At 35.1% G+C, this 16,893-nt stretch carries 11 protein-coding genes and 3 pseudogenes; 7 read left to right on the top strand and 7 right to left on the bottom strand.

Annotated features, from left to right (window positions below; translation table 11 throughout):
- Nucleotides 1-204: 204 nt before the first annotated feature.
- Nucleotides 205-1,647, bottom strand: coding sequence for a MocR-like pyridoxine biosynthesis transcription factor PdxR (gene pdxR, locus ACFQZ1_RS05940; RefSeq protein ID WP_377881190.1), 1,443 nt, complete (start codon nucleotides 1,645-1,647; stop codon nucleotides 205-207).
- A gap of 144 nt (nucleotides 1,648-1,791) precedes the next feature.
- Here pdxR and ACFQZ1_RS05935 point away from each other — a divergent pair, with 144 nt between their 5' ends.
- Nucleotides 1,792-2,745, top strand: a complete 954-nt coding sequence (locus ACFQZ1_RS05935; protein WP_377881189.1) for a DMT family transporter — start codon at nucleotides 1,792-1,794, stop codon at nucleotides 2,743-2,745.
- Between the two features lie 42 nt (nucleotides 2,746-2,787).
- Nucleotides 2,788-3,231, top strand: a complete 444-nt coding sequence (locus ACFQZ1_RS05930; RefSeq protein WP_377881188.1) for a GNAT family N-acetyltransferase — start codon at nucleotides 2,788-2,790, stop codon at nucleotides 3,229-3,231.
- A 332-nt stretch (nucleotides 3,232-3,563) separates the two neighbouring features.
- Here the strand turns inward: ACFQZ1_RS05930 and ACFQZ1_RS05925 are convergent, their stop codons facing one another.
- A complete protein-coding gene (locus tag ACFQZ1_RS05925; RefSeq protein WP_377881187.1) occupies nucleotides 3,564-4,472 on the bottom strand; it encodes an acyl-ACP desaturase in 909 nt (302 codons plus the stop codon).
- A 526-nt stretch (nucleotides 4,473-4,998) separates the two neighbouring features.
- On the opposite strand from ACFQZ1_RS05925, the gene ACFQZ1_RS05920 reads away from it, so the two are divergent.
- The 4 genes from ACFQZ1_RS05920 to blaOXA all read left to right on the top strand — a co-directional run bounded on the left by ACFQZ1_RS05920 (nucleotide 4,999) and on the right by blaOXA (nucleotide 9,921).
- On the top strand, nucleotides 4,999-5,613 hold the full coding sequence (locus tag ACFQZ1_RS05920) for a transglutaminase-like domain-containing protein (RefSeq protein WP_377881185.1): 615 nt from the start codon (nucleotides 4,999-5,001) through the stop codon (nucleotides 5,611-5,613).
- 486 nt (nucleotides 5,614-6,099) lie between these two features.
- Nucleotides 6,100-6,597 carry a DinB family protein gene (locus tag ACFQZ1_RS05915; RefSeq protein WP_377881184.1) on the top strand — a complete coding sequence of 166 codons (498 nt, stop codon included), beginning with the start codon at nucleotides 6,100-6,102 and terminating at the stop codon, nucleotides 6,595-6,597.
- Between the two features lie 283 nt (nucleotides 6,598-6,880).
- Nucleotides 6,881-7,486 (top strand): hypothetical protein, encoded by a 606-nt coding sequence (locus tag ACFQZ1_RS05910; RefSeq protein WP_377881183.1) that lies wholly within the window; start codon nucleotides 6,881-6,883, stop codon nucleotides 7,484-7,486.
- Between the two features lie 1,619 nt (nucleotides 7,487-9,105).
- Nucleotides 9,106-9,921: a class D beta-lactamase gene (gene blaOXA, locus ACFQZ1_RS05905; RefSeq protein WP_377881182.1), complete on the top strand. Its 816-nt coding sequence runs from the start codon at nucleotides 9,106-9,108 to the stop codon at nucleotides 9,919-9,921.
- Between the two features lie 489 nt (nucleotides 9,922-10,410).
- Here blaOXA and ACFQZ1_RS05900 read toward each other — a convergent pair whose 3' ends face one another.
- Entirely contained in the window at nucleotides 10,411-10,758 is a 348-nt protein-coding gene (locus tag ACFQZ1_RS05900) for a DUF4260 domain-containing protein (protein WP_377881181.1), read from the bottom strand.
- 576 nt (nucleotides 10,759-11,334) lie between these two features.
- Here ACFQZ1_RS05900 and ACFQZ1_RS05895 point away from each other — a divergent pair.
- Nucleotides 11,335-11,610: pseudogene (locus tag ACFQZ1_RS05895) on the top strand (IS4 family transposase); the annotation flags it as partial.
- A gap of 154 nt (nucleotides 11,611-11,764) precedes the next feature.
- Here ACFQZ1_RS05895 and ltrA read toward each other — a convergent pair.
- From ltrA to ACFQZ1_RS05875, 4 genes and pseudogenes are all read right to left on the bottom strand, one after another.
- Nucleotides 11,765-13,721 (bottom strand): annotated as a pseudogene (gene ltrA / locus ACFQZ1_RS05890) (group II intron reverse transcriptase/maturase).
- Nucleotides 13,722-14,530: 809 nt separating this feature from the next.
- Nucleotides 14,531-14,752, bottom strand: a pseudogene (locus ACFQZ1_RS05885) (relaxase/mobilization nuclease domain-containing protein); the annotation flags it as partial.
- 16 nt (nucleotides 14,753-14,768) lie between these two features.
- Entirely contained in the window at nucleotides 14,769-15,479 is a 711-nt protein-coding gene (locus ACFQZ1_RS05880; RefSeq protein WP_377881180.1) for a hypothetical protein, read from the bottom strand.
- 755 nt (nucleotides 15,480-16,234) lie between these two features.
- On the bottom strand, nucleotides 16,235-16,702 hold the full coding sequence (locus ACFQZ1_RS05875; protein ID WP_377881179.1) for a GNAT family N-acetyltransferase: 468 nt from the start codon (nucleotides 16,700-16,702) through the stop codon (nucleotides 16,235-16,237).
- Nucleotides 16,703-16,893: the final 191 nt, after the last annotated feature.

The raw sequence follows: 16,893 nt of genomic DNA, 5'->3' as shown, positions 1-16,893 counted from the left end.
TTATCTTGCATCTAAAAATGACTTGGTTTTATAAGTTGTGTTGCATTAGCAACCGTTTAAACGAGTTTTTTTAGACTTTAACGCAACACTATTAATATTGTGTTGTATTAGGTTCATCCAAGTTAAAGTCTGCCTATCACACAAGTAAGAGATACTTTTCTAATACTGACATTGGTTGTTCTGTTTGGTTAGCTTTACTCATTCCTATTTGATGAGGGACTGAATAATTTTACTTAGTTCATACACCCCCTTTTCTAAATCATTAAGTGAAGCGTAAGCGTATGATAAACGTATGTATTGCCCTTCATCTTGTCCATAGATATGTCCTGGATTTAAGAGGACTCCTTTTGCTAAAGCAAGGCTGTACAGGGTTCGCATAGACACTACTCCTTTTATACGAATCCAAATAAAGAGTCCCCCTTGAGGTACTTCCCACGTAGCTAAATGCTGTAAATATTGTTCAAGCCATCTTATCAATGCATCCCTGCGAGTTTTCAACTGCTTTCGTACTGAGATTACATGTTCCTGATAAAAACCACTACTAAGCCAGTTAGTAGCAATACGCTGAGACAAAGAGCTTGATCCGTAATCAGATTGCATTTTAATGTCAGCTAAGTGATTAATAACAGATTGTGGACCCACAAGCCAGCCAATTCGCAACCCTGGAGTAAGCGTCTTGGATAGGCTTCCTAGATAAAGAACTTGACCGTGTAAATCTTTTGCTTTTAAAGCTAAAGGAGGTTCTTTATCAATCCATAACTCTCTATAAATATCATCTTCAATGATAGGAATCCGTTCTTCTTTACTAATTCTTAAAAGCTCATTTCGTCGAGTATCCGACATAACACATCCAGTTGGATTATGAAAGGATGGAATAGTGTATATTATGCTTCTTTTATGCCTTTTCTTTTGAATTGGAATAGATTGTGTGAGCATACCTTCATTATCTATAGGTACTCCAGCAAGGGACATACCTGCAGATTGAAATACATGTAAAGAGTAAAGATAAGATGGCTTTTCAAGTAAAACAGTAGATCCCGGCTTTAGTAGTCCTATAGAAATAAGGTGTAGAGCTTGTAAAGCACCTGAAACGATGAGAATAGAATCAGACGACACTTGAATCCCCTGAGATTTTAGGTACTCACTGACTGATTGACGTAAAGGTAAGAATCCTTTTGGTTCTTCATAGCCAAATGTTCCTATTTCATTCGCCAAATCCTTTATACTCTGTTTCATCTGAACCAGAGGAAACATATCGGGTGATAACTCCCCTTTACTAAGTTGTATAAGATTAGAGTTAGACTCAGCCTCATTAATCTGTTGTACAACTATTCGGCTAGGTTTATGAACTCCAACATTAACCTGGTCATTCCAATTTTCCGGTTCATTTGTTAGCAATGACCAGGTGTTATTTGTCACAATATTGCCCATACCCATTTTCCCCTCAATAAGCCCCTCTGCCTGAAGTTCCTCAAGTGCAGTCACAACTGTACTGCGGTTGACCTTAAAAATGGTAGCCAATTTGCGTTGACTATAGATTTTACTTCCAATTGTCCACTCACCTGTCGCAATCTTTGATTTTATGTATTCCATGATTTGTATGTATTTGAGTGTCTTATCCTCTCTATCCTTATTACATTGTTCCATCTCAGCTATATCTCCTTTTTAAAGTGGTTGGGTTTTTATCTTGTCACTGGTTGAAGACATTGTATCAAGCAAAGACTATGATGAAAAGTGTAAACAGCAAACATAAAAGTGGTTGGGTTTTTTATAAGGAGGGAGGAAAAAGTAATGAAAATATCTAATATGGCTATCTTGATTTCTCACTTATCCATCATATTGCTATGGGCTTCAGCTTTTCCTGGCATTCGTATTGCTCTACAAGGGTATAGCCCAGAAGACCTTTCTTTGTTACGCTTATTAATAGGATCCTTCGTGTTAGCACTTTTTGCTATTGCCACTCGTATGAGACTACCGACAGTAAAGGACATGCCATTTATTATATTACTTGGTGGGCTAGGATTTACAGCGTACTATATGGCATTAAACTATGGAGAGAAGTTTGTAAATGCTGGGACTGCAAGTTTGCTTGTTTCGTTAACTCCTATTTTTACAACAATCTTAGCTTGGATCATCTTTCGAGAACGCATAAATTTGTGGAGATGGTTTGGAGGAATAGTCGCATTTTCAGGAGTAACCCTTCTCTCTTTGGGGAATTCAGGGGATTTTTCATTTCAGAAGAGCGCACTCTTTATCTTGGTGGCCTCCATTGCTGAAAGCCTGTACTTTGTACTACAGAAGCCATATCTAAAGAAATATGGTTTTCTGCCTCTTGCTTGCTATACCACTTGGGGAGGTACCCTCTTAATGTTAATTTTCCTCCCTGGACTATGGCATTCTGTTGCAAAAGCTCCACAGGAAGCAACATGGAGTGCTGTATACTTAGGCATCTTCCCTACAGTCTTACCTTATATACTATTAGGGTTTCTTATCACACATAGAGGAGCTTCAGAATCTACAAGCTCTCTTTACCTCACTCCCCTTTTATCTTTCGTTATCGCTTGGGTATGGTTAGGAGAGACTCCCACCCTAATGACGATTATAGGAGGCATTATAATTTTGATGGGTGTCATGTTAACCACCATTCAACCTGACACAGTTAAGATAAAAAAGAAGAAACAGTCATTTAGACTAAAAAAGATTTTCAGAGAAAGCAACATGAGGAAACAACGTAATTACGAATAAGTGTAAAGAAATGGTATTGTTATAAATTAAGGAGGAGTAATTATGAATATATATCAAGCAACAATAAAGGATCTGAAAGGTGTTTCTCATTTATTTAATTTATATCGTATCTTTTATAAGCAACCTTCTGATTATAAGGATGCCGAATCCTTCATTTCAGATCGCTTAAAAAATGAAGAATCCGTTATTTTTGTAGCAGTTCATGAAGGAGAATACCTAGGTTTTACTCAGTTATATCCCTCATTTTCTTCCGTTTCTATGAAGAGAACATGGATTTTAAATGATTTATATGTGCAAGAGGAAGCAAGAAAACAAGGAATAGCTCAAGCCCTTCTAGATAAAGCAAAATTGCATGCTATTCAATCTAATGCCAAATCATTAGAACTTCAAACCGCTCCTGATAATACGAATGCGCAAAAATTGTATGAAAAGAATGGCTATCAAAAGGATACTTCTTTCCTAAATTATTCTTTAAATTTGATGTGAATGTAAATAAACAAGGGAGTGCATATCTTTAAATGTAGGCGGAATTACTAGTTTAAAGAATGAGTTCCCAAGTTGTTGACAAAGATGCATCAGCACTTACGTGCTGGTGCATCTTTGTCATAGTTTCAGCTTTTTATGTCGAAATTTGCTTAGCGTGGGTTTTTTCCGAAATGCTGGCGGTACCCCATGCCCATCAAGCAAAAATTTTGAGGTGCCCCCAAAACGAAAATTTTATTGTTTTACAGTTATTTATGAGAATTCAACTCATTTTCTTCGTTTTGGGGAGCTACCAATTTCTTAAGTTGATGGATGTGTATGGTGACCCCTACTAATTAACGTAGATCAGTTTTCCCTTGAAAACGACCAAATCGATCCCGTATTTTTTTCAATCTTGTGTGGTACTCCAAAATCTTAATTCTTGCTTTTTCAGCTAAAGGTGCAATTGGTCGTAAATCTTTTAACCCCCAATAATTAACTACTACATCAAGTACTTGATCAAAATATTGTAGTGGCCCATAGTTAGCTTCTTTTGCAATCACAGCCATTCTATTTTCAAAATCAGGCATGACTGCACCTGGCATTTTAAAATTCATAATCACATTGGCAATATGATAACAATAATTAGGTTCCAATTCCAAATGTGTTCGAATCACGTCTCGATAAAACGCATAATGAAGAGTTTCATCTTTTGCAAGACGGCGTAATAATGTAGCAAGATCTGGATCATGCTTACTTGCAACCTTAGCTACATTATTGTAAAACACCATCGTTGCAAGTTCTTGTAGCGTCGTATACGTCATGGCTTCGATTGGCGTGTGAAAATCAGGCTCAAATCCACCTTCAACGACTGACTTTCTTAATTCATGTAATCGTTTAGGGTTCACGCTTCGAGTAAGTAGTAAATATGTCTCCAGCAAATTCGAATGTTGATCCTCTTCTGAAGTCCAAGTATGAATAAAATCCGTAATAACAGAAAGGGACCCTTTAAAAGTTGCAGATAAATACGTTGTAAACCATGGCAAATTCACTTCTGTTAATAAAGCTGTTTCAATGGCCGTAATTACACCAGAAGGAAGGGCAACCTGACTTTCATCCCAAGGAACCCTTTTAAAGTCCATCCCTTTATCCCATGGTAAAAACTCATGATAACCCCAATCTATCTTCTGTGCTCTTATTTTATGTTGTTCATACAGTTCTTTTAAGCGTGGTTCTAATCGGAAATCTAAATCATTTGTTAGCATATGTAAGTGCCTCCTTTTCTTATCATAGATAGTCATTCTATAATTACATTCGTTTTTATCTTTTAAAATTTCTTTAAATAGATATTACTTTCCTTTTTTTGGGTTCAGCCCATGCCCATCAAGCTAAAGTTTTATTACACCCCCAGAACGAAATTTTTGGACTTTCTTGTGAAAAAAAGCTTATTTATCTTTTGGGGGGTAACCTGCTTTCTTAGGTTGATGGCAATGGGATGCTGACGGCAAAACGCGGATTTTAAACGCTAAGGATATGCTGGATTTTATGCAGGATACGAGAACGATTTGAACCGCAAAATGCCGTTGTGACAGGGATGTATGAAATCCTACATACAGTGGAGGGAACGGAAGGCTGGCAAACTCTTGGTATGAATGGGCTTCTGGAATTTAGTTACTGCTGATAATGATGCGTTATGTTAACCGAGCATGTATATAATATGCATCTTTTTAAGAGGAATTTTGACTTATATGTTTAAGGTTTACTTATGAAAGCTGGAAGGAGAAAATAAAAATGAATTTAATTTGTGAATCATTGAATTTAGGGGATTATCTAAAGGAATTACCAGAGATAGACTTTCAACATCCTCTTATCCAACAGAAATCAAATGAGCTCTATACTAATTCGAATGCTCAACAATTGGAATACATAAAGCAAGCATATGAATTTGTTAGAGATAAGGTTTGTCATTCCTGGGATATTCAAAGTACAAGAGTAACAAAGAAGGCTTCCGAAGTCTTACTAGAAGGAGAAGGAATATGTTATGCCAAGTCTAACTTATTAGCGGCCTTATTACGTTTTAAGGGTATTCCTACAGGTTTTTGCTATCAAAGACTTGTATTAGGAGCGACACCTGATACAGGATACTGCATTCATGCTCTCAACGCTGTATATATTGCATCTAAAAATAAATGGATCCGTTTAGACGCAAGAGGAAACAAACCTGGAGTACATGCTGAGTTTTCTTTAGATAAAGAAAAATTAGCTTTTCCAGTTAATCTTGATTTAGATGAAATTGACTATCCTGTAATTTATTCAATTCCTAATGAAAAAACCATGAAGGTATTAGCTGAGCACACTAATTGTTTAAATATGTATTTAAATTTTTTACCAGAAAGAATTGAATAAGCTTATATAGTTACTTCCAATAACGGAATTTATGTAAACACAATTACTCTTTATCTTTTAGATAGGAGTAATTGTGGTTTTTAATCGTAAAAATCAGAAAATTCTTTACATTGAAAGCGGTTTCTTATATGATAATAATGGGTTGGATGGCACGAGTGGCTATCAAGGTATCTGGCGTAGGTGGGGCCGATACTACGGACAGAGTAGGAATATTGTTTTTTTACTATTATGAAACTCTATATATATTATAAAGAAAAGTGGAAAAGGAACTGACTTACGATCTTATAAGTCAGTTCCTTTTTTGTTTTGCTACCGATAAGTGGTGTTATGTAAGCCTTACCTGAATACCGCATACAGAAAAGTTTTTCGTTTCATAGTTATCGATGGATGAGTTATGATTGAAGAGATTTCGTTATGTTTGCAAATGATGGAAAGACTCAGTGTAGATAACAATGTGTCATAATAAAATAAACAGGAGGTATTATATTGCTGAACGATATTCAAGAAATCCGTGAAGAATTGTTGCAGAGTGTTTCCGGTTTAACAGATGTACAGTTGAATGAAAAACAAGAGAGCAAGTGGAGTATCATGCAGGTATTGGAACACCTATATTTAACTGAGAACCTCATTGTACATAAAATGAAGGTGGTCATGGCAAGTGATGAAGAGACCAACGTAGAGAACAAATCCTTCCGCCAGGCAACAAACCGTAGCCACAAATTTACAGCACCGCCATCCATAACACCGTCCAATGAGTTTTCAACATTTGCTACAATACAAGAAAAGTTGCTTGCATCACGTACTTCTCTGAAAGAATTTCTTGTGAATGCTGAAGAAGAAAAAATGCTAAAACGCTCACTGCCTCATCCTGTTTTTGGTTCTCTTAATGTAAAACAGTGGGTAGAGTTTATTGGTTTACATGAGAAACGACATTTGGCACAAATTGAAGAAATAAAGCAAGAATTAAGATTGATCGATTGTTAAGAATAGTCACTTCAGATAACAAGAATTATGTCAATCAGCTGTCGATATAGACAGCTGATTTTATTTTTGCTTAACGTGTTTTTTTCCGAAATACTGGCGGTACCTCAGTATTATGTGTAAAATTTAACTCCATTATTATTAAATTTTAACTACATTTTTGTTAAAATTTTACTTTTTATATATCTTTTACCTCAAGGGTGATAGAATACCTAAGGGGTATCTTGTTTTTATTACAAAAAAGTATAAATACCCTAAAAATACATTTATGAGGTGATCGATCTTGATGAGAAGAAATCTTAAATCGGTTGTTTTGATGTGCTTTGCTCTAATTGCAGTCTTTTTTTCAGCAGCACCCTCAACCTTTGCTGAAGAAGGAAAAAGTCAATTTGTTTTGATTAATGGGAAAAAAGCAAGTTCTCCCGTCCAAGATAGTCAAGTAAAACATATCTTCTTCTCGAAAGATCAAAATGGAAAAGAAATTAAGTATGGATTCACCAATGAAAAAGAATTTCAGCAATTTGTTCAAAATAAAGAATACGAAAAGCACCGTGAATATAAAAATCCAAAAGCAGAATTAATAAAAAAAGAAAACTTAACTACTCTAGGTACTGGACCAAATTATACTGATTTCTACTGGGATATTAATAAAGGTGGATCCCGTATTTCTTATGCAATAGGAACTTACACAAGTTACGTCGGTAATTACTGGAACGATCAAATTTCTTCAATTAGTACTGCAGCTAGTGGCTATACAAGAGTTTGGGAACATGCTAGTTATGGAGGAGCTACTTATGCTTGGGATAACTATTCTTATTGGGGATATACTATTAACCTGAATAATTATGGATGGAATGACGCAATTTCTTCTTTAGGAGTATTTAACTACTAAAATTGAATAGAGGAGACAATTAACTATAGAATGACCCGTCACATCTTAAATTTTTTCACTAATTTCCAATAACAAGAATTATATGAACACAAAAGTCCCCCAGTTAAACAATCTGGAGGACTTTTAATAGTCTCTTAAATACATTGAATCCCGATAATTTTAGATTTTGGTTAAAAAAGCTCATAAAACAACAGTAAGCGACCTCGATCATCCTCTTAGGAATCACAAGGTCGCTTACACTATTTCTTCATTCATGGTATTCGTAATCCTTTCTGTTCATTGCAAATTTTTACTACCCAGCGTATATTAGATACACTTTCTCCTCCCACTACTCTGGTGGTACCACCCTCTTTTTCAACAGATTTTGGTTTTATACCCTGTACATCATTTGTACATTCGCCTTGCTCTATCCCACTGGATTCACCTTCTTTTTTGATATGTATGTTTTGCTTATACTTATCATACATCCAGGGTCGAATTTTGTAAATAATAAAAATTTAAAATTTTCTAAAAATTCAAATTATATTTTAAATAAGCGGTAATTGTAAATGATTCCCAACTGATTATGGTGTGCATACATTGAAATGAATTTGCTCATGATATAGGTATCGGGTACGTAACGGTTGAGCCCAGATCTATATATGGTTCCTAACAGAGGTGTATATAGGTCGGTCAAAGATTGTATACAGGTCATTAGTTCATATAAACTATGTGGTTTGTTTACAGTCGGAGAGAAGATTCTATTCGGTGGGGAAAAGGTTTATTGTAGTCGTATGCTAGCTGCTATGATTACAATAAGGTTCCAACTTATCGGATAGGGTCGAGCTAAGATCGTGCTGGGTGCCGCAGGCTTTAGAGAGCAATTTAGCTCTTATAAGGCTAACGGTCATATATAGCCGAAAGGTTATATATGGTTGTATAGGTATTTTGTACGGTCGAACGAACCATTAGTATGAGTGGCGAACTGCTTGTTTATAGTCGAAAGATTATAGGTAGGTAATAAACTATTTATATTAGTGCAAGGTAGATCGTTACGTGCTCGTGTTGTTCTAAAATTTGATACATAAAATCGAGTATTTAAATTATGTTGAAAAGCAAACAAGATCTAATAAGATCTTGTTTTTATTTTAGGTATCAAATTTGCTTTTTGGCTAGAGTGCTGGCTCGTCGTGTGGGGCGAAACCCCACGTACTACGTATCTATCCATATGGTAAGTGAAATTGTTGTTCGAAAGTACAAACGGTTCGGCAGGTACAATTGCTAGCCCAAGTCTGACAGATTATTACCAATTATTTTGAAATTTTTGTACCAGAGCCCAACTTATATTATCCAAAAACAACTTCTCATAAAGCTAGTAATCATCGAGATACTAACAGGGTGTGGATTTGAAATAAAGTCGTACCGTTTATAAAAAAGATGTACCATTTTGAAGAAAGTTATACCGTTTGCAAAAAAGTTACCCCGCTTTGCCCCTTTTCGATTAAAGGGTTCAGTGTGAGTCTTAATCAAACTTTATTCCAAACCCACAGAACCTTCTTGGCATCTAAGGTTTTATTATTGAATTTTCTAAATTTTAATAATAGAATATACCTGTCAAATAATTTAATGAGGTGTCTGAAATGAGAAAATTGATTTACCTGTCCATTTTTTTACTGTTTACAGGGATAATAAGTTTTACAGCTCAAGCTCAAACACCAAGTAAAGAAGTTACTTCTAAAGAAAAATTTAACGTTAAAAAATTAGATGTCGCTGAATTTTTCCCTGATCATAATGGAACGTTTATATTACGTGATGTTAAAACTGGAGAAACCTTTGTCTACAATCAGGAAAAAGCTAACACAAGACAAACCCCGGAATCTACATTTAAGGTCCCTAATGCCTTAATTGGGTTACAAGTCAAAGCTGTTCGAGATGAGTATGATGTAAAACGATGGGATGGCGTAAAACGTGAATTTGATACATGGAACCGTGATCATACCCTTGGATCGGCTATGCGTGAATCAGCTATTTGGTATTACCAGGAAATGGCTAGGGATATTGGAGAGCAACGCATGAATGATTGGATACAAAAAATCTCGTATGGAAACGAGGATATTAGTGGAGGAATCGACCATTTCTGGTTAAGCAGCTCTTTAAAAATTAGTCCTCTTGAACAAGTTGATTTTATCGAGAAGTTGTATAAAGAAGAACTTCCGTTTGATAGACCTGTAATGAAGACTGTAAAACGAATGATGATCCAAAAAGAAGGGGATTACTACACACTTTATGGAAAAACGGGGACAAGATTGTCTGATTTAGGATTAGGATGGTTTGTTGGATTTATAAAAATAGACAATCGTTCTTATGTTTTTGTAACAAACATTGATGGTACGGGTACAAAAGCTAAAAACATCACATTGGATATCTTAAAGAAGTACCGCTTAATTACAGAATAAAAAGGATATCATGCACTGAATTTTGAATACATGATATCTATATAAAGTAAGCAGAAAAAGAAATATGCTTTTTATGTTGTTCTGCAATTGGGCGCGATTCTGGAGCAATACAGATAGAAAATGATCAAACAAATCAATTTCCGAAACTGTTCAAGATCGGATTAATCAAGGATTTCAACAACATCTACAGCTAAATTTAGATTCTATTGATATCTACGTCTCTAAACTTAAGAATCTAAATAAGAAAAAAGATTTTTTTTGAGACGTTTCATTCTTTATGGAATCAAGTAAATATTATTGAGCTTTCCTCAAAGATTATAAAAACATCCATAATTCACTTAAAAACCAATATAATATATCCATCAAAAAATGAGGTGTATTTAAGAATACACCTCATTTTTTGATGGATATCATTTATTCTATTCAAAGCACTATAGTTTGTTTCACAAAAAATTCATATGTTATATAAGTATTTATTCCTACTATATCCTATAACTTTTGGATATGAGTATCTTTAAAACCTGTTTTATATTTAAGACCATATCCTAACAGACGATCCATTCCAATATGAGCTGTCCAAATTAAACCAATCATAAGTGGCGCATCTGATTTTAGAAAAACTCCTATTAAAATAAGTAATACCGATACTATGTAAGTATGAAATAGGTTATAAACCTGTGCACCAATATGGTTATTAATAAGATATGCTAACATTGAAACATCAGGTACAAGAAGCAGCAACAGGAATATCAACCAGCTAAACTCATTTAATGCGTAAATATAAATAGCCGCTATTAAGACAATAACCCCTTCCAAATGTATAATTTTTTTCTCCATGGTTCCCCCTCCTCTTTAACCATTAGTTAATTCACTACGTACATGGATGAATTTTTCATATGTTCGATTAAACTCGTTTTGCAAAAAATATTAAATTTCTGCTTTCTTATATTAAAAATCTTAATCTGCCTTCTTTGAAATGTAAATAATTGGTTGAATAAGTTCTCATAATCGTCATATAATTATGTATTTTTTTCGAATACAAATAGGTTAATGTGAGACATTCTTACAGAAAGATACTGTATTCCTTAAAGTATCAAAATAAGGCACTTTATCAATCATGGGAGCCCCTACCCTAGGGAATTTAATTAATACTGTATTCAATTTCGTTTTCATTTGTTATGTAGTTTCTACATAACAAATGAAAACAAATCCTATTTTGGTGCTTACATGAGCATTTATTAAATATGAAAACTCATTCATAAACTAAATATTGACAAAAAATGTGCATGATATATATTACTGCTTACTAGGGGTCCCTCCACATCGCTATCAAGCTAACAAGACAAAATACCCTCTAAAATGAAAAAGACGTTATTCTTTCTGAGGAATCATAGGAAAGGATGGCGTTTTTGTATGTCTATTTCTGTATCTGATGAATTACAACTATTTGCTCAAGAAATTCAAAGCTTTTTATCGCCTAATATCTTACGAAATCTTGCTAGAGATGTTGGGTTTGTACAACGAACAAGTAAGTATCAAGACAAAGATTTAGTCGCTTTATGTGTATGGATGAGTCAAAATGTCGCTATGACTTCTTTAACTCAGTTATCTAGCTGTTTAGAGGCATCCACTGAAGTGCTCATCAGTCCTGAGGGACTAAATCTACAATTTAATAAAGCGGGCGTTAAATTATCGATAGGTAAGGTTTTGATATTATCTCCACCTTTTCCCCCGATCCACACCGTGCGTGCCACTTTCACGGCACACGGCGTTCCATCTATGCTAGAGTTGTCATTTCACCTTTCAGTAATTCTTCTGAGTTGAGTAGTGTTAGCTACTCTTATTACATTTCCACTTCGCATGTTAATTCAGATACAGTTAGTTCCCGTTGATTCGCCTGTTTGCGTAGTTTGTTTAGTTTCTTCATTTGTTCTTCGTTGAGGGCGAACTCTTCGAAGAGCTTAAGGATTGTTTCAGGTATACTGGCGTGTATTAGGCGGTGAATACTTGGTTTGACGAGAGTAAGGTTTTTGTAGCTGTCATCATGCGTTAGCTCCCACAATTGCTTGTGGTGACAATGCATACTCCATGGTAACAGGCGTTCACCTGTTACACTACATCTTCCTTTTTGAGCAATATAGAGAGCAATCCTGTTGTCATTAAATTCAACGGTCGCCCGTTCATTTATGACTGGATGCTCCCTTATCCATTTAAGCTCCGATTCGATGACATTTTCAAGTTTCTTGTGAATTTCTATACGTCCTTCTTCGGTGTACTTGTTAATGGATTGCGTCTTCATCATGGGATTTTTACAACGAACGTAGGATATTGGGACAATGGGTCGTTTCATGAGATATCTCATACTTTTCGACTCAAAATAAGGAATGATTCCTTTATCTTTCCCTTCATAGTTTCCGTTCTTTGTGTATCCATTTGTATTCACTTTTCCTCGTTTTGACGCTTTAGGAAATCGATTATACATCATTTTTTTCGATGTCACGTTGTATTTTTTGAACATCTTGGCTGACATGCGTTGCTATTTTGTAATAGTTGTGCTTACCAATAACAATGCTGTTGTACAGGTAGATTTCCTTTATTGCATCAATAGCGCTCGGGACTTTCTGTATCTTTTTCACTTGCTCGGTTAAATCAAGTTTGATTTTCTCCAATGCTTTCGGTGCGATGTGCGTCATTGCAACGCGTTTTGGTCCTTTGTCGTCTTTCCCCTTTTTAACAGCTTTGATAGTAAATCCTAAGAATTCACTTTCTTGCTTTTTAAGGTTGGTGACTTTGGACTTTTCCGTTGAGATGGGAAGTTTTAATCTTCCCTCTAGCCACATTTTGCTTGCTTCGAATATTTTCCGAGCATTGCTTAGTGTGTCTGTAAAAATTTTAAAATCATCCGCGTATCTCACTATAAACATTGGTTTGAGGTTAGACCTACGGAGGGCTTTATATACATGACCGTTGTCCCTTAATCCGTCTTTTCTGATGTATGTTTTTACGTTTCGCGCTTTAAATGTTTCCCATTGGTCGCTGACCCACCAGTCGAATTCATTGAGATTGACGTTGGCGAGTAATGGACTCAAGATGCCACCTTGTGGTGTACCTTTTGTGGGATATACTACTTTTCCATCAGGCATTTTAATTGGCGCTTTCAACATCTTTTGGATAATTGCGAGAAGCTGTTTATCATGAAATCCCATTGTCCATAGTTGGCGTCTAAGCTTTACATGATTCACTTCATCAAAGAACCCTTGAATGTCCACGTCAACGACGAAGGTCAATTTTTGTCTATTTACTTTCTTGACGACATCTGCCATGGCATGTTCTGCACTACGGTTAGGGCGAAACCCGTAACTTCTCGTGCAGAAGTGTGCTTCACAGATTGGCTCCATTACTTGTAAAATGCATTGCTGGATAATCCTATCCCACATTGATGGAATACCGAGAGGTCTCGTTTTCCCGTTTGGTTTAGGAATTTCCTTTCGTCTAACCATTTTTGGATGGTAGTCTTTAAAGCGTGTCTTAACCTCATTTAGAAAATCTTGTTGACTCAACTTTTCAATATCCTTGATGTTTACATTGTCACATGCCGACGTTTTACTTCCCTTGTTTCGCTTAATGTTGCGATATGCAAGAAGGATGTTGTTGTCAGATGTGATGATTGGCATCAGGTTATTGAAATTTTCTTTTCGTTTCGCTTTTTCGTACAGTCCGTCAAACATATCCGTCATACTGTAGTATTCGGCGTGTCTGAGTTTCTTGTCCTTAGGCGTGGTCTCAGTAGATTTACTCATGGTGTATCACCCCTCTTTTGGAGTTGGCGACCTTTTGAGTCATACCAGAATCCATGTTTTCAGATTGGTGAAATACCGTTTCCTCTAGTACGCAATTTAATTTACGCTTATCATAGACTTGTGGCTGTTCCTCCTTCTCTCATTACAAGAGCTGTCACCGGTCGTGCCACTACTCTCACTACTATTAAGGATACTTCCCTTGAATAATCGTTTCGTATCCAACTTCACCTGCCGGCGGAACTTTCTTTCCACGTTAGTAGCTTTCGACGTTCCATTCAGACTATTATTGTTTTAAAGGTCTAGGTCCTCCGATTTAGGTGCTTGCTTTACTCCGTGCCTAGCTCCGTTGCCTATAACAACGTTAGGAAATTTAAACGATAAATGTTAAATTTCCGTTAGGCAAATCTTATTTTCAGATTGTGAGTCATTTCTGACCCCTTAGTGTATCGAAGCGTACATTCGCAAGTTCGTCAGTGTTTACACATTCTCACCATGTCGGTTAACAGCATGCGAAACTTCTTCAGTTCCATTAGGTTTATTACTCCTAATGGCTTTCGGTTACCTCTTCAGGCACTTCGGAAGGTGCTCGCATATTTTACCCTGCTTTCCACATCAATCTATGCCTAGATTATGCAGTCGGGAATCTCACTGGGGTAGTTTCAGGTCGTTACTCCCTCATTCCTACCACTCGTCTGAACAGTTATCCTGTTCTTTTTTTATTAAGAATTTAATTCTTATAAGAACAGTCCTCGTTGTCGCTTAAACGTTAATATATAAACATTTTACTTACTCGAGAACGTCTCGCACTTATCGTCACTATCAAACGATTGAATGATCATTCTTGCACTCATGTTTTTATTACTGTCATTTTTTTCGTTGTAATCAAATAAAACACTTTTAAAATCTCTTTCTATTGTTTCGATACTACACTCATAAGATGTAACTAATTCCTCGTTTGTTTTATGGTCTTGCATACTGTAATTAATGACAGCTTTCAAGTCTTTGACTTTTTGTATTTTAACAATAGACATTGTAATCAGTCCTTAATTAATAAATTTCATATTCATCTAATATATCTTTTAGTTCAAACCAATCATCATCTGAAAAAACATTATCTAGTTTGGATAACTTAAATTTTAATTTCTGTGCAAAAATAAATATGCTATCGGCCAATTTTATTAATTTGTCATCATCTAACTTATAAAGCGTATCTCCATATAAATATTGCCATACGTATTCTGTTACTTCTACATCTTGTTCAGGAGAGTTTTCTATACATTCTATAATATAAATAAAATCTTCTTTTATCTTTTCATACACTTCTTCTAATACTAATTTTTGGGGTATCTTGATTTGATTTTCCGATAATGATTTTATTAATTTTTCCTTCTGTTTTTTACTCAAGCTATCGCTATTAAACTTAGTTTTTAAATCAAGTAATCGGTCATATTCTGTATTGATTAATTTTATGATTTTCTTCTGATTGATTCTAAGGAAATCAATATCATTATCAGTGTAAATTCCGTCTGTATTGATCCTTCTAATTAGGCTATTTATATTCTTACCAATATAATTTATTTCTTTAGTTAAATCTCTATAAGCTTTCATATCGACTTCAAGTTTGAAATGTGATTTTGCGCTATCAATAAGAAAAGCTGAAACATTTTTATATCCTAATTCAATTGCTTTATTTTTTATATAATCTTTTTCCTCATGTTCTAAAGACATTTGTAAATATGTTGTTCTTCTTTCAGCCATAATACACACTCCTTTTTTAAAAAAATTCGAGCAAAGCGACAACAAATAAATAGGTGATTTTGCAAAAAATCGCTTATTTATATTTGTAAAGGTCGTAGGAATCTCCTACCAAGTCAAAAACGTAGTTTTTGGGGTTTGTCATGACAAACCCGTAGCTTGCCCATTTGCTAAAACCTTGCCCATTTGCTAAAACCTTGCCCATTTGCTAAAACCTTGATATTTGCTTCTCAAAATTATACCCTCTTCCCTAGTTTTATGGAATAATATGTTAAATGTTTCGTGAGGAGGTTGGCATGTAAGTGAGGACTATAGATGATAACACAAAGATCGCAATGGAAGTCGTAGCATAAACCTTTAAATTATCGGAGCAAGCCTTATTATATGCTTTAAAATCATTAACAAAGTTACTGGAAAATAAAGAACAACCTTCAAAAAATTATATTCTTGATGAAAACACCAAAGTTAGTAAACAAAAAATCACTGAGCTTATTGGGGCATTGACGGCAAAACGCAGATTTTATACGCTAAGACATTTTCTAACAATAAAATTTCATCTTTGCTACTGTAAAAAGGGGTACCACCCCATCTCTATCAAGCTAATATTTTGAAGTACCCCCAAAATGAAAATTTCCTTTTTCTACAGGGGATATCACCAGCATTTTGGAAAAAACCCACGCTAAGTAAAAGACATACAATAAGCCGCCCATATGGACAGCTCATTTACATAATTCTCGTTATCAGAAGTTACTGTTTAACTAAGCGTCTTTTTTCATGAACACTGTTTTTACTTCACTTCCATTTGGTTTTACAACTACTTCTTCTCCACAAATCTCATATCCAACAGATTTGTATAATTTTATATTTTGTGGGACAGACATACGTACTTGGCAACGAATCTCTTTTTTTCCATGTTGACGAGCATATGTTTCTAACCATGAGAGCATATATTTTGCTACACCTTTCCCTCGTTTTTCTGGACAAACAGAGAGGCGGGAAAAGTAAAGGGAATTTTCACTTAATTTAAATCTTGCTGAGCCGATTGGAATGTTATTTTGTATGTATAATAAAGCTTGCTCTTTATTATCAGATAAAGATTTTCGTATAGAATTTACTGTTTCGCTTAATGCACTTGATGGAATATCTATATGTCGATACTCTTCAAATGCAGACATCATAACGCCATGAACCAAATGTGCATCTTCTACTTTTGCTAAACGAATCATTATACTCCTCCCTTTTTTCCTAATTATACCATGAAAGTAAAAGCAAAAGTTTCAAAGTTTAAATGTATGCCATATAGGGGTACGGAAACATGCCCATCAAGTTAAGATTTTGAAGTATCCCCAAAACAAAAATTTTATCTCTTCATAGTTGTCCATGGGAATTCGGTTCGTTTTTTCGTTTTGAGGAACAA

Origin of the sequence: Bacillus sp. CGMCC 1.60114 (genome assembly GCF_042676365.1) — a bacterium.
GTDB lineage: Bacteria > Bacillota > Bacilli > Bacillales > Bacillaceae_G > Bacillus_A > Bacillus_A rhizoplanae_A.
The sequence above is the reverse complement of the archived record's forward strand: the minus strand, read 5'-3'. Positions and strand labels throughout refer to the sequence as shown.

What these genes read in the sequence shown, in the direction of transcription:
- pdxR (WP_377881190.1), bottom strand. Translation starts at nt 1,647, where the DNA reads ATGGAACAATGTAATAAGGATAGAGAGGATAAGACACTCAAATACATA.
- ACFQZ1_RS05935 (WP_377881189.1), top strand. Translation starts at nt 1,792, where the DNA reads ATGAAAATATCTAATATGGCTATCTTGATTTCTCACTTATCCATCATA.
- ACFQZ1_RS05930 (WP_377881188.1), top strand. Translation starts at nt 2,788, where the DNA reads ATGAATATATATCAAGCAACAATAAAGGATCTGAAAGGTGTTTCTCAT.
- ACFQZ1_RS05925 (WP_377881187.1), bottom strand. Translation starts at nt 4,472, where the DNA reads ATGCTAACAAATGATTTAGATTTCCGATTAGAACCACGCTTAAAAGAA.
- ACFQZ1_RS05920 (WP_377881185.1), top strand. Translation starts at nt 4,999, where the DNA reads ATGAATTTAATTTGTGAATCATTGAATTTAGGGGATTATCTAAAGGAA.
- ACFQZ1_RS05910 (WP_377881183.1), top strand. Translation starts at nt 6,881, where the DNA reads ATGAGAAGAAATCTTAAATCGGTTGTTTTGATGTGCTTTGCTCTAATT.
- blaOXA (WP_377881182.1), top strand. Translation starts at nt 9,106, where the DNA reads ATGAGAAAATTGATTTACCTGTCCATTTTTTTACTGTTTACAGGGATA.
- ACFQZ1_RS05900 (WP_377881181.1), bottom strand. Translation starts at nt 10,758, where the DNA reads ATGGAGAAAAAAATTATACATTTGGAAGGGGTTATTGTCTTAATAGCG.
- ACFQZ1_RS05880 (WP_377881180.1), bottom strand. Translation starts at nt 15,479, where the DNA reads ATGGCTGAAAGAAGAACAACATATTTACAAATGTCTTTAGAACATGAG.
- ACFQZ1_RS05875 (WP_377881179.1), bottom strand. Translation starts at nt 16,702, where the DNA reads ATGATTCGTTTAGCAAAAGTAGAAGATGCACATTTGGTTCATGGCGTT.